This is a genomic window from Actinomadura sp. 9N407, from assembly GCF_044326315.1.
Taxonomy (GTDB): domain Bacteria; phylum Actinomycetota; class Actinomycetes; order Streptosporangiales; family Streptosporangiaceae; genus Spirillospora.
The window spans coordinates 128,370-140,845 of record NZ_JBIRAW010000013.1; the positions used below are offsets into that span (position 1 = coordinate 128,370).

Below are 12,476 nucleotides of genomic sequence, written 5' to 3' on the forward strand. Positions count from 1 at the left end.
GGGGGAGGAGGACATCCGGGACCGCCTTCGGGAATCGGTTGACCATCTCCGTCAAATCATAGGGAGATCGAGGTACGCCCGACATCCGTTTCGATGCCCGCGTGATCATGAGGGCCGTGCGCGTGCAGGGTGTGCTGAGCAGAGTGTGTTGAGCAGAGGGTGTTGAGCAGGGTGCGCCGGGCGGGTGTGCTGGTCGGCGTGTTCGAGTGGCCCGGCCCTTCTCAGGAGGGACTGACGACTGTGCGGTCTCCATCCGTCTCGTAGGCCACGACCTGGACGACGGGGAGGCGGGCCGATTCCGGGGGCGTGCCGCCGGTGCGCGGGCCCGGTACCACCAGCAGGGGCGTCCCGCCTGGCCGGTCCGTGCCCTTCTCGTGGGCGCCCAGCTCGCCGACGATCTTCAGCCGCGCGATGCCGGGGCCCGCTGCGGCTATCAGGTGCCAGCGTTGGGATGAGCGCCACCACAGGGCGGCGGTCATCGTTCCGGTGGTGGAGGTGGTGGCGCTGTTCGTCCCGCCCCGTTCGGACAGGGCCCGGCCGGCATCGGAGATCAGGATGGAGTTGCCCGGGGCGGCCCAGGGCGCGGCCGCGTCGACCGTCAGGAGCGTCGCCCGGCCGCCGTCGTCGGGCAGTTCGCCGCTCCACAGATGGCCCAGCCGCAGGTCGCCCGACTCGCTCAGCGTCGTCGCCGCTTCGCAGGCGACGGCTTGCAGCGCCGCCCAGCGGAACCGTTCCTGCTGCTCGGGCGGGTCGTGGAACGTCACGTGCGGTGCCGCGGACTGCGGGTTGTGCGAGGCGAGCTGCGTGACCGTACGCGGCTCGCCGGTGGTCGGCCGGAACGTCATCTGGAACACCACGTAGTTCTGGCAGCGGGGCGTGAACCAGCTCCACGGCAGCGGATCGCTCACCCCGTCCCGTACCGACACCGGCACCCAGTCCGGAGAGCGCCCGGACGGGACCGCCGCCCGCAGATCCCGCAGCCATGGCGGGACGAGGTAACGCCACGTCATGCCCAGCATGATGAGCTGTCCCGCGCCCGTTCCGAGTTTGCGGATCGACTCCACGCCGCGTGACAGGCGCCGCTCGAAGTACTGCGCCACGCTTGGCGCGTTCCGGTGGCCGGGGGAGTCGCGCAGTACGACGAGGGACGCGCCGTCGACCGTCCCGGCGTACAGGACGAGGACGCGGCCGATCGGTGGGTCTTGGCGGTCGGCCCGCCAGGCGCCGGTGGCTCGGCGCAGCAGCCCGGCGTTGTCACGTAGTTCGCCCTGGGCGGGCCACTCGTCGATGGTCGGCGTGCCGGTCCGCTGCCACGCGCGCGGGTCGATCGCGGTGGTCTCGCCGGGTCGCTCCTCCGGCCGGGTGAGCACGAATCCGGCGACCGCCAGCAGCGCCACTGCGAGCACGGCCGCGACGGCGGCGCGCCAGGCGGGCGGCGGGCGGAGCCGGACGAGGTCGGGCTGGAACGCCTCGATCTCGGCCCGTTGTGCGGCCTCGTCCAGCCCCGTCCGGCCGTCCACGGCGGTGGTGGCCTGGTCCACGTCCCGGAAGCCGCCCTGGAAGCCGCCCTGAAAGTCGGCCTGGAAATCGCCCTGGAAGTCGGCTCGCAGGTGGACGCTCAGCTCGGCGGCGACCTCGGGTGCGGTCAGGCCGTCGCGGCGCAGCAGGTAGGCCAGCCGCTCCTGCGGCGACAGCTCCAGCAGCGCCGCCCGTACGGGCCCCGGCGGGGTCCGTACGGGTTCGAAGACAAGGCGATGCAGCCGGTGCCGCCCGGTGGGAGGGGCGGTGAGCAGGCTCGCGACGAGCCGTGCCCGCATGGCCGGGTAACCGCCGCGCCGGACCCGGGTCGCGCCGGCGGCGAGGCGGCGGGCGCGCATGAACGGGCCGTCGCCGTCGTCCAGCACCAGGTACGCGAGCCGCAGAAGGCGCGCGTAGTGCTCGCGGTCCACCCTTCGCACCCGGGGCACCTCCCGCACGCATTATGCGCACCGGTCGGTAACGGCCGGGTTGAGGCCGTGGTGTCAGGTCGTACGGCCGTCAGGGGGGTTGGATCGTACGGCCGTCAGGGGGCCTTGAGGGGAACGGGCAGCCGGTCGCGGAGCTCGTCGATCGTGATGCCGAAGGTCTCCCGGACCGCCGCTCCGTCCGGGCCGACGTCGATGACGGCGACGTCGGTGTAGATCCGGCTGACACAGCCGACGCCGGTCAGCGGGTAGGTACAGGCGGGCACCAGCTTGGAGCGGCCCTTCTTGTCGAAGAGCGTCATCATCACGAAGACCTGCTTGGCGCCGATGGCCAGATCCATCGCGCCGCCGACGGCCGGGATGGCGTCGGGGGCACCGGTGCTCCAGTTGGCGAGGTCCCCGGTGGCCGAGACCTGGAACGCGCCCAGCACGCACACGTCGAGATGGCCGCCGCGCATCATGGCGAAGGAGTCCGCGTGGTGGAAGTACGACGCTCCGGGCAGCTCGGTCACCGGGACCTTGCCGGCGTTGGTGAGGTCAGGGTCGATCTGCTCGCCGGTCGCGGCGGGGCCCATGTTGAGCATGCCGTTCTCGGTGTGCAGCACGATGCCCGAGCCGTCGGGGAGATGGTCGGCGACCTTGGTGGGACGGCCGATGCCGAGGTTGACGTAGGAGCCGGCCGGGATGTCGTTGGCGACGACGGCGGCGAGCTCGTCGGGGGTGAGGGGTCCCGTGGTGAGACGGCCCGTAGCGGGAGGTCCTGCGGTGGGAGGTCCTGTGGGGAGGGACATGTCAGCGGGCTCCTTGGACGGTGTAGTGCCGTTCCTCGACCTGCACCACGCGGTCGACGTAGATGGCGGGCGTGACGACCGTCTCCGGGTCGAGGCCGCCGGCGGGGACGATCCCGTCCACCTGCACGATCGTGGTGGTCGCGGCGGTGGCCATGACGGGGCCGAAGTTGCGGGCGGTCTTGCGGTAGACGAGATTGCCCATCGTGTCGGCGCGATGGGCGCTGATCAGCGCCACGTCGCCCTTGATGGGGTGCTCCAGGATGTGGACGCGCCCGTCGAAGGTCCGCGTCTCCTTGCCCTCGGCCAGGGGAGTGCCCACGGCGGTCGGGCAGTAGAAGGCGCCGATGCCCGCGCCGGCCGCGCGCATCCGCTCGGCGAGATTGCCCTGCGGGACGATCTCCAGCTCGATCTCGCCGGCCCGGTAGAGCCCGTCGAAGACATGGGAGTCGCTCTGCCGGGGGAAGGAGCAGATCACCTTCCGTACGCGCCCGGTCTTGAGCAGCGCGGCCAGCCCGACGTCTCCGTTGCCGGCGTTGTTGGACACGATGGTGAGGTCCTTCGCGCCCTGCCGGATCAGCCCGTCGATGAGGTCGAACGGCATTCCGGCCATGCCGAAGCCGCCGACCAGGATGGTGCTGCCGTCCTCGATCCCCTGGACGGCCTCGTCCACGCTGTCAAGAACTTCGGTTCGGCTCATGACCTCAAGGCTAGGTGACCTCCCTTGATATAGTGAAGTATCAATATCCACTCCCATTAAGACCTTTTCGATATGGATCTGCGCCACCTGCGGTACTTCGTCGCCGTCGCCGAGGAACTCCACTTCGGCCGCGCCGCCGAGCGGCTCAACATGGCCCAGCCGCCGCTGTCCCAGGCGATCCGCAGGCTGGAGAACGAGCTGGGCGTGGATCTGCTGCACCGCACCACGCGCAGGGTCGACCTCACCGACGCGGGCCGCTCCTACCTCGCGCGGGCCCGGAAGATCCTCGGCGAGGTGGACGAGGCGGCGCACGAGGCCCGCCGGGTCGCGGCCGGCGCGGTGGGCCATCTCGCGATCGGCTGCGTGGGCTCGGCGACGTACAGCCTGCTGCCCGCGCTCTCCCGCGGCCTCCGGCTGGAGCTGCCCGGCGTCGACTTCTCCTTCCGCGGCGAGATGCTGGTGCCCGACCAGGCCGCGGCACTGCGGACCGGCGAGATCGACCTGGCGCTGCTGCGGCCGCCGATCCCCGATCTCGCCCTCACCGTCCTGCCGCTGCGCAGGGACCGGCTCGTCGTCGCCGTTCCCGCCGACCACCCGCTGGCCGCCCTGCGGCAGGTAGGGGTCACCGACCTGTCGGGTGCCGACCTCATCGTGCATTCCGCCGACCGCCGCTCGATGATGTACGACGTCGTGCTCGGACTCTTCCGCGACGCCGCCGTCGAGCCTCGGATCCGCCACGAGGTCGGCGAGACCTCCACGCTGATCACCCTCGTCGCGGGCGGTCTCGGCGTGGCCGTCGTCCCGGAACCGGTGATGGTCCTGGCCCTCGAAGGCGTCGCCTTCCGGCCGCTGGTACGGCCCGTCGTGGACGTCGACCTCGCGATCGCCCACCGGACCGACCGTACGGAACCGCACCTGGCCCGAGCCGTCGCGGTCGTCCAGCGGATCGTGCGGGACGCCTGACCCGCCCACCACCGTTCACCGCCACGATCCACCTCTGTTGACTCGTGGCGTGTTCGCCTGTCCACCGCCCTGGAAGGGGCGAACACGCCACGAGTCAACGGAGCTGTGCGGTCTCGCTGATGAAAGGCCGCGCGGCCGGAGGACCCGGGGGGAGGACCTCCGGCCGCGCGGCGGTCATTCGGCGAGCGCGGTGGTGATCGCCCGCGCGAGGCCGTCCACGGTGGTCGCGTTGACGAGCCGGTAGTCGCCGGATGTCTGGACGAGCGCCCACCACTCGTGCGTCCAGACTCCCCACCAGCAGAGGACGCCGGGTAGACGGTGCCGCAGTTCCGCGATGGTCAGCGGCTGTGACGGCGCGGACCGGTATTCGCGTGGGGCGTTGCTCGGAGGAGGGAGTATCGCCGGTGCGGGCAGCCCGTAAGGGCGGGGGCCGTTCGCTCGTGCGCGTTGGGCACCTACCGCCACTGGCTGAGGCGGCCGCGAGGTGTCGGCGTGGGATTCCGTGCGTTTGCGTCCCCATGTCCACCGGAGACGGGCCTTGGTGCGGCGAGAACTCGGGCCTCGCCGACTGGTCATCGGCTCGTGCCGGGAACCGTTGCCCGGCCGGCCTCGACCTTCAGTGCCTTGCGGAGGTCTTCGGCGGTGTCGGCCATGACGGTGGGGTCCACGCCGCACGCCGGATCGCGGAGTGTGGCGACCCAGCTGCCGTACCGTCCGTCCCAGCGGTTGGCCCGGAAGATCCGGTGCCCGGGGAAGTCCGTCCGTAGCTCGATGAGCGCCTGGTGGTCGGTGTTGACGCGAGTGTTCGACATGTGAAGAGCCTCACAACGTTGTATCTCTCCGTTACGACTCGCAAGCATGGCGTGATCGAGTTATCGTCGTGAAGAGCAAGAAAACCAGCGTTGGAATGCGCTTCTGGTCGTTAGAAAGTGGATCAGTTTTCTATCCCCGGAGGAACCGATGCCTCGCCGCCCCCGCGACCCCGGCACTCCCCAGACTCCCGCCCAGTACTTCGGCAAGGAACTGCGCGCTTATCGTGAGGCTGTTGGACTGTCGCGCCCCGCCTTGGCGAAGAAGATCGGCTACTCACCACAGTGGATCGGCCAGGTCGAGGCGGGTGACGGAAGTCCCTCCGAGGAGCTCGCCCAGGACTGCGATACCGTATTTGGGACAAACGGGTCATTTTATAGAAACTGGCTGTGGATTCAGGAGATTGATCGGATTCAGATTCTGCCAGCCGGTTTCCGTCCCTTCGCCGAAGCCGAACGCAGGGCGGCGTACATCAGGGTCTTTGAGCCACAACTGGTTCCTGGGATTCTCCAGACAGAAGAGTATGCGGCAGTTGTCATGGGCTCTGGCCAGCGGCGAGAGAAGGCAGTGGAACTGGTTGCCGCCAGGATGGAACGGCAGACGACCTTGGTGAGAGACGATCCGCCCTGGTTGCTCGTCTTGCTCAGCGAAGCTGCGGTACGCAGAGTGGTTGGTAGCCCAGAGATCCAAAAGAGGCAGCTTCAACGCTTGTTGGATGTAGCCCGCGAACCGAACGTCACGATCCAGGTGATACCTGAGCGTGCGCCGGTCTATCAGGCGAGTGCCGTCTGTCTACTGGGATTCGAGGGGGACGACGACATCGGCTTCGTCGACGGAGCCATGGGGCATGGAAGCCTGGTCGATGAACCGGCAGCAGTCGTCGAGCTTGGCGTAGTGTTCGATCAGGTGAGATCGGCTGCCTTGACGGCTGATGACTCCGAGTGCTTCATTCGCGAAGTTATGGAGGCATGTGACCATGCTGGACCTATCGATCCACTGGCGTAAGAGTTCCCATAGTGACTCTTCAGGCGGACAGTGCGTCGAGCTTGGCGGTGTGTGGCGTAAGAGCAGCCGCAGCGGTGACACCGGTGGGCAGTGCATTGAGCTGGCCGGATGTCCGCATGATGTTGCAGTGCGGGACTCCAAGGATCCGGATGGGCCGAAGCTGGTGTTCGGTTCGGCGGCCTGGAACGTCTTCGCCCGGCGGGTGAAGGCCGGTCAGCTCGACCTGACCTGACCTGACCTGACCTGACCGCCCCATCCCTATCCTCCCCGCCCCCGCCCGCCCTCGGCCCTTTGGTTGACTCGTGGCGTGTTCGCCTTGGCGGAAGGCCGTAGGGGCGAACACGCCACGAGTCAACGTCCCCCGAGGGATCGGGCGCGCCTGCCTCGCGGCGGCGGTTAGCGGTGCAGGTCGAACGTGAGGTGTGCGGACAGTGCGCCGAGGAAATCGGCCGCGTCGAAGATCTCTCCGGCGGAGGCGACCCCGGTCGTTCTGGTCTGGCCGGTGAGGATGCGGTGGACCGCCTCCACCGCGAGCGGCGCGCTGATGGCGTAGATGTCCTGGCCGCTCGCCGTGGCGCGCCGTTCCGTGCCGCCGGAGCGTACGACGACATCGACGAGGAACGTCTGGTCGGAGCGTCCGCGCTCGTCGGCCGCCGCCGGTGCCGGTGTGTCGGGGGCCGACAGGTCCTCGACCGCCTCGACCGTCATGTACGAGTTCATCTCTGGGACCGCGAGGTGGCTGGGGATCGTCACGACGTCGGCCATGCTGAACTCCCCGATGACGGGCCGGACGCCCATCGGTTCGGGGAACGTCCACTTCAGGGACGGGAGGGCGTCCTCGTGGTACTCCAGCTTCCCGCCGGTGAAGCGGACCCGCCGGCCGTCCCGCCGTTCCCGGGAGACCGTGCCGGCGGCGCGCGTCCCCGTGGTGGGGTGCCAGTTGCTCAGCGCGTACGCGATGTGCACCTCGTCCGCGGCCGTCCAGTCGCCCATCGCGGCGGTGGCCAGCAGGTCGCCGAGGCCGCCGAAGAAGGCCATCGCGGGAACGATCACGGTCCCGGCGGCGCGCTCGGCGAAGTGCGCGAACGTGTCGGCGTTGGCCTCGATCTCGGCCGCCACGTCCACGTACGGGACGCCGGCGCGCAGCGCCGCCTCGATCACCGGGGCGGCCGTCGCGGCGAACGGCCCGGCACAGTTGATCACCGCCGCGGTGCCCGCCAGCGCACGGTCGAGCGACGCCGGATCGTCGACCGACGCGGGCCGGACGTCGAGCCCTGGAAAGGACACCGCCAGTGCTTCCAGCTTCCCGGCGTCGCGGCCGGAGAGGACCGGGACGAACCCGCGATCTTGCAGCTCCGCCACCACGAAGCGTCCGGTGTGCCCGTACGCGCCGAACACCGCGACCGTCTGACCTGATGCCATCATTTCCCCCATTGTGCTCAGCCGATCCCGGCCCGCTCGCAGGCGTGGCCGTCCAGGCGGCAGCACTGACGCTCGCTGAACGCGTCGAACTCTACGGCGTTCCCGGCCCGCTCGATGACCATGAACCGCAGCGCCTCAGGACCGACCCGCCGCCTGGAGGCCGCGGCCGGCGCGGCGGTGGGCCGGGCGCGGTTCGCAGGTCTGCTCGCGGGCGCCCGCCGCCGTCGAGCACGGTCCTGTCGCCGTAGGACCCGCGCAGCCCGTTCGGCGGGTCATGGCGGCGCTTCTTGGGGAGGACGAATCAGAGGCTGCGGGCGGTGACGTCGCCGTAAGAGGTGGTGGCGCGGATGTCCAGTCCGGCGGTGCCGTCGTTCTTGAGGGCGTTGGTGATGCGGCCGTAGCCGGTCCCGGCGTCCAGGGAGGCCGAGACTCCGGCGGCGGCGCCGACCGTGATGTCGCCGGCCTGGGTGCTCAGCACGACCGTGCCGCGTACGGCCTCGGTGATACGGATGTCGCCCTTGGCGGTGCTGATCTCGGCGGGCCCGGTCAGGCGGCCGATCTCGACGTCGGCGGCCTGGGTGCTGAGGTGGGCGGCGGCGGCCTCGTCGATCTTGATGTCGCCGTGCGCGGTGTCCAGGGTGATGTCGCCGAGCCGTCCGACGCCCCGGAATTCGGCGCTGGCGGCCTTGGTCTCGACGCGGGAGCCGGTGGGCAGCTGGACGGTGACCTCGATGGAGCCGGAGTTCCGGAGGACCTGCTGGTTGTGGGGGGCCTGGATCCGCAGGACACCGTCGGCGTACTCGACCGTGGTCTGCTCGGCGGCCTTGACGTCGCGGCCCTTGGAGGGGGTGGCGGGCAGCACCTCCACCGTGGTGTCGGCGCGGTCGGCGGCGATGAACCGGACCCGCCCGGCGGGGATCTCCACGACGGCGGTGACCGGGGCGGCGGTGGCGAACTTCTCCATGGGGTGCTCCCTGACTCGTTGCTTGCGACTCGTTGTTTCGTACAACGCAAAAGCTACGTTGCTTTCGAGAATTCGGCAACAAGCTCGTTGCGTCAAATCACGATCTATGCAGGTAGAGGCCGTAAAATTGTTGCAATGTTGTCGGCTTTAATGCAACGATCGCCACTCTGTCCGTTGCAATGAAATGAGAGTGAACGCTATGGGAGGCGGTGCTGCTCCAGGTGATCTGGCCGCGTCGACCACCAGGGCGCGGCCGCCACCGCCGGCCGCGCCGGTCGCGAAGGCGGCCTTGCCCGCGAACGCGACCGGCGATCAGCCGTGGCATCTGCTTCCCGGGCCTTGCCCGGTCTGCCCGCGGCTTTGCCGTGCGTCAGCCGAGGGTGGCGGCGTCGATGACGAACCGGTAGCGGACGTCGGAGCCCAGCACGCGCGCGTAGGCCTGGTTGATCCGGTCCGCCGGGATCAGCTCGATGTCGGCGCCGATGCGGTGCTCGGCGCAGAAGTCCAGCATCTCCTGCGTCTCGGCGATGCCGCCGATCATCGACCCGGCGTAGGAGCGCCGGGAGGTGAGGAGGGAGAACACGTTCAGGCTCAGCGGCTCGGCGGGGGCGCCGACGTTGACCAGGGCGCCGTCGAGCGCGAGCAGGCCGAGGTGGGCGTCGAGGTCGATGGGAGCGCTGACGGTGTTGACGATCAGATCGAAGCGGCCCGCGAGCCGCTCGAACGTGCCGGGGTCGCTGGTGGCGTGGTAGTGGTCGGCCCCGAGCCGCAGGCCGTCCTCCCGCTTCTTCAACGACTGCGAGAGGACGGTGACCTCGGCCCCCATGGCGTGGGCGATCTTGACGGCCATGTGCCCGAGCCCGCCGAGGCCGACCACGGCGACCTTCCTACCCGGGCCGGCGCCCCAGCGGCGCAGCGGCGCGTAGGTGGTGATGCCGGCGCACAGCAGCGGCGCCGCGGCCGCCGGCTCGATGCCCTCGGGCACCGACAGGACGAAGCCGGCGTCGACGACGACGTGCGTGGAGTAACCGCCCTGGGTGATGGTGCCGTCCCGGTCGGTGCCGCCGTAGGTGGGCACCATCCCGCTGAAGCAGTACTGCTCATCGCCGTTGCGGCAGTTGGCGCACTCGCCGCAGGAGCCGACCATGCAGCCGACTCCGACGCGGTCCCCCATCCGGTGCCGGGTGACGGCAGTGCCGACCTCGGCGACGATGCCGACGATCTCGTGGCCGGGGACCAGCGGATAGGGCTGGGGACCCCAGTCACCGTTGACGGTGTGAAGGTCGGAGTGGCAGATACCGGCGTACTCGATCTCGATGAGCACGTCGTTGAGACCGACGTCACGCCGTTCGATGGTCGTGGGCTCCAGCGGCTCGCCGGCGGCGGCTGCGGCATAGGCGCGGACGCGCATGAAGATCGCTCCTTAGATCGGGGTCGGTCCGCCCCGCATCCCAAGGACCTGCGGGATAGGGCGGCCGTCGTCCATCAAAGGCGCCTGCCGCAGTGGGAAGAAGGCACTGCTGAAGGGTGTACCGGCAGGGCACCCCTGCCGGTCGCGGGGCCGCCTAGCCTGGGAAGGGTGGACAACCGCAGCCAGATCCGCGAGTTCCTGACCTCCCGCCGGGCCAGGATCGGCCCGCAGCAGGCCGGGCTGGTCTCGTACGGCACGCGCCGGGTGCCCGGCCTGCGCCGCGCCGAGGTCGCCCAGCTCGCCGGGGTCAGCGTGGAGTACTACTCCCGCCTGGAACGCGGCGACCTGGCCGGGGTCTCCGACCAGGTTCTGGACGCCCTGGCCCGCGCCCTGCGCCTCGACGACGAGGAACGCACCCACCTGGAAGACCTGGCCCGCGCCGCAGGCCCCGGCCCGCGCCGCAAACGCCGTTCGGCTCCGCAGCAGGTACGGCCCACGGTGCAGCGGATGCTGGACTCCATGACCGATGCCCCGGCGATCGTCATGAACGGCCAGGGGGACATCCTGGCCTTCAACCTTCTGGGCCGCGCCCTGTACGCCCCCATGATCGACGCGGCCCGCGGCGCCACCCCCAACCACGCCCGGTTCATCTTCCTCGATCCCCGGTCCCAGGCGTTCTGGGCCGACTGGGAACGCGCCGCCGACGACACCGTGGCCCTCCTGCAGGCCCAGGCCGGCCGCGACCCGTACGACAAGGGCCTCACCGGCCTGGTCGGTGAACTGTCCACCCGCAGCGACGACTTCCGTACCCGCTGGGCCCGCCACGACGTCCGCCAGCACCACATCGGCGCCAAGCCCTTCCGCCACCCCGTGGTCGGTGATCTGCACCTCACCTACGAATCCCTGGACCTGTCCGCCGACGGTCTCACCCTGGTCGCCTACAGCGCCGAACCCGGCAGCGATGTGGAAGACAAGCTCCGCCTGCTCGCCAGCTGGGCCACCACGCTCGACACCCCGCCAGACCGCAGTGACCACCACCGGTCCCGGCAGCATGAGAAACCCTCCGCCCCACCCAGGACGACCGACCGGCCAGGCGACCCTTCCTAGAGCAGGGCGCCCTCGACCGTCTCTGGGCGTGTAGGTGCCGATTACTGGGCTGCCCTAGGCGAACTGCTTCTGCGCGCACCGGCGATCGATCACCGCCTGCGAGGCATCGGCCTGCCGTGGCGGGTGTCGATGTCCACGCCCGCTGCGGTGAAGGCCCGGTCGAGGTGTCCGGCCATTTCCTCGGACATGCGGCTGCGACGAAGTTCCAGCCGTTGGAGGCCCCGGAAGCCGGGGGCCTCCAGCAGCACGCGTGCTCCCTTGTCCGTCAGGAGGCTGTGGGACAGGTCGAGGCTGTGCAGCCGGGACAGCAGCTGCGAACTTGCCAGTTGCTCCACCATGTCGTTGATGAAGGTGAACTGGCCCAGTCTGAGGTGGAGCAGGTTCGGCATCGTGTCGCTGCCGAAAAGCGCGTCGAAGGCCGTCCGCTCGTCAGGGTCCTGTACGCCGCCGGCGTCCTCCTGCCACCACAGCTCCAGGTGCTCCAGGGCGGGCAGCCGGCACAGGGCGATGCCCAGGATCTCTTCCGGGTCCATCACGCCGTGCAGACTCAAGCGGCGCAGCCGGGCGTGGCCGGGAACGCGGAACTGCAGCATCCAGAAGGCGGACATGGCGAGTTCCTCCAATCGAGGGAACGCCTGGAGGACGGCCGCCACCTCGACCTTGTCGCCATGGATCCACTGGCCGTTGTCGATTTCCCCGGCGAACAGTGCGCGCAGGTTCGGGAAGTCCGCGGCCCGCTGCGCCAGCGCCTCGACGGTCGCGGGCAGGACGCCCTCGTCGGCGAGCCGGGGCGGGGCGTCGCGCGGTTCGAGGAAGACCTGCGGGCGAGGCGGGGTGATCGGCTCCCCGATCTCGTCCTCGGCGTCGGTCTCGACCTGGAGGTGGTCGAAGGTGCCGCCGATCACCAGCGCGGTGATCGCCTCACTGCACGTCAGCCGTGCGAGGTCCCGCAGGTGCTCGCGGGTGTAGTGGAAGTCGCCGTCCACCCAGGAGATCGGCGGGAGCCACCAGGCCACCGAACCCGGATCGGCGACCGCCGCGGCCAGGCGCTCGGCGTCGCGCCGTCCATCGGGCACCAGGCCGGGCCGAAGCGCCTCGTCCAGGCGCTCCAACTCGCCCGCGGCGCTCTCGCGCAGGTTCCAGCTGCTGAGTGAGGGGATCGCGTCCAGTACCGGCAGCCCGCCGAACTCGATGATCTGGTTGCGGGGGGCGCCGACCACGACGACTGGGACCACCATGCGGTCTCCTTGGGGCACTGGGTTCACGGGGGCACCTGGTTCACGGGGGCACTGGGTCCACGGGGGGCTCGTCCCGCTGGGCGACTGCTTAGGCGCCATCGGTC

At 70.0% G+C, this 12,476-nt stretch carries 13 protein-coding genes; 4 read left to right on the forward strand and 9 right to left on the reverse strand.

The window, feature by feature from the left end:
* Window positions 1–221: 221 nt before the first annotated feature.
* From ACH34Q_RS22045 to ACH34Q_RS22055, 3 genes are all read right to left on the reverse strand, one after another.
* Window positions 222–1,958: a hypothetical protein gene (locus ACH34Q_RS22045; RefSeq protein WP_395984890.1), complete on the reverse strand. Its 1,737-nt coding sequence runs from the start codon at window positions 1,956–1,958 to the stop codon at window positions 222–224.
* Window positions 1,959–2,062: 104 nt separating this feature from the next.
* Window positions 2,063–2,755, reverse strand: a complete 693-nt coding sequence (locus ACH34Q_RS22050) for a 3-oxoacid CoA-transferase subunit B (RefSeq protein WP_395984891.1) — start codon at window positions 2,753–2,755, stop codon at window positions 2,063–2,065.
* 1 nt (window position 2,756) lies between these two features.
* Window positions 2,757–3,452, reverse strand: a complete 696-nt coding sequence (locus ACH34Q_RS22055; RefSeq protein ID WP_395984892.1) for a 3-oxoacid CoA-transferase subunit A — start codon at window positions 3,450–3,452, stop codon at window positions 2,757–2,759.
* Window positions 3,453–3,524: 72 nt separating this feature from the next.
* Here ACH34Q_RS22055 and ACH34Q_RS22060 point away from each other — a divergent pair, with 72 nt between their 5' ends.
* Window positions 3,525–4,415, forward strand: a complete 891-nt coding sequence (locus ACH34Q_RS22060; protein ID WP_395984893.1) for a LysR substrate-binding domain-containing protein — start codon at window positions 3,525–3,527, stop codon at window positions 4,413–4,415.
* Window positions 4,416–4,589: 174 nt separating this feature from the next.
* Here the strand turns inward: ACH34Q_RS22060 and ACH34Q_RS22065 are convergent, their stop codons facing one another.
* Both ACH34Q_RS22065 and ACH34Q_RS22070 read right to left on the reverse strand, forming a co-directional pair.
* On the reverse strand, window positions 4,590–4,880 hold the full coding sequence (locus ACH34Q_RS22065) for a hypothetical protein (RefSeq protein WP_395984894.1): 291 nt from the start codon (window positions 4,878–4,880) through the stop codon (window positions 4,590–4,592).
* 107 nt (window positions 4,881–4,987) lie between these two features.
* Window positions 4,988–5,227: a hypothetical protein gene (locus tag ACH34Q_RS22070; protein ID WP_395984895.1), complete on the reverse strand. Its 240-nt coding sequence runs from the start codon at window positions 5,225–5,227 to the stop codon at window positions 4,988–4,990.
* 148 nt (window positions 5,228–5,375) lie between these two features.
* Here ACH34Q_RS22070 and ACH34Q_RS22075 point away from each other — a divergent pair, with 148 nt between their 5' ends.
* A complete protein-coding gene (locus ACH34Q_RS22075; protein WP_395984896.1) occupies window positions 5,376–6,230 on the forward strand; it encodes a Scr1 family TA system antitoxin-like transcriptional regulator in 855 nt (284 codons plus the stop codon).
* A complete protein-coding gene (locus tag ACH34Q_RS22080) occupies window positions 6,202–6,462 on the forward strand; it encodes a DUF397 domain-containing protein (protein WP_395984984.1) in 261 nt (86 codons plus the stop codon). Before ACH34Q_RS22075 ends, ACH34Q_RS22080 begins: the two co-directional genes overlap by 29 nt.
* 164 nt (window positions 6,463–6,626) lie before the next feature.
* Here ACH34Q_RS22080 and ACH34Q_RS22085 read toward each other — a convergent pair whose 3' ends face one another.
* The 3 genes from ACH34Q_RS22085 to ACH34Q_RS22095 all read right to left on the reverse strand — a co-directional run bounded on the left by ACH34Q_RS22085 (window position 6,627) and on the right by ACH34Q_RS22095 (window position 10,027).
* Window positions 6,627–7,655, reverse strand: a complete 1,029-nt coding sequence (locus ACH34Q_RS22085) for a saccharopine dehydrogenase family protein (RefSeq protein WP_395984897.1) — start codon at window positions 7,653–7,655, stop codon at window positions 6,627–6,629.
* Between the two features lie 298 nt (window positions 7,656–7,953).
* Window positions 7,954–8,616 carry a DUF4097 family beta strand repeat-containing protein gene (locus tag ACH34Q_RS22090; RefSeq protein ID WP_395984898.1) on the reverse strand — a complete coding sequence of 221 codons (663 nt, stop codon included), beginning with the start codon at window positions 8,614–8,616 and terminating at the stop codon, window positions 7,954–7,956.
* A 370-nt stretch (window positions 8,617–8,986) separates the two neighbouring features.
* On the reverse strand, window positions 8,987–10,027 hold the full coding sequence (locus ACH34Q_RS22095; protein WP_395984899.1) for an NAD(P)-dependent alcohol dehydrogenase: 1,041 nt from the start codon (window positions 10,025–10,027) through the stop codon (window positions 8,987–8,989).
* Between the two features lie 168 nt (window positions 10,028–10,195).
* Between ACH34Q_RS22095 and ACH34Q_RS22100 the strand changes: the two genes are divergently transcribed.
* The gene (locus ACH34Q_RS22100; protein WP_395984900.1) at window positions 10,196–11,134 is read left to right on the forward strand and encodes a helix-turn-helix transcriptional regulator; all 939 of its coding nucleotides are present in this window, start codon (window positions 10,196–10,198) and stop codon (window positions 11,132–11,134) included.
* Window positions 11,135–11,223: 89 nt separating this feature from the next.
* On the opposite strand, the gene ACH34Q_RS22105 is transcribed toward ACH34Q_RS22100, so the two are convergent.
* Window positions 11,224–12,372: a hypothetical protein gene (locus ACH34Q_RS22105; RefSeq protein ID WP_395984901.1), complete on the reverse strand. Its 1,149-nt coding sequence runs from the start codon at window positions 12,370–12,372 to the stop codon at window positions 11,224–11,226.
* Window positions 12,373–12,476: the final 104 nt, after the last annotated feature.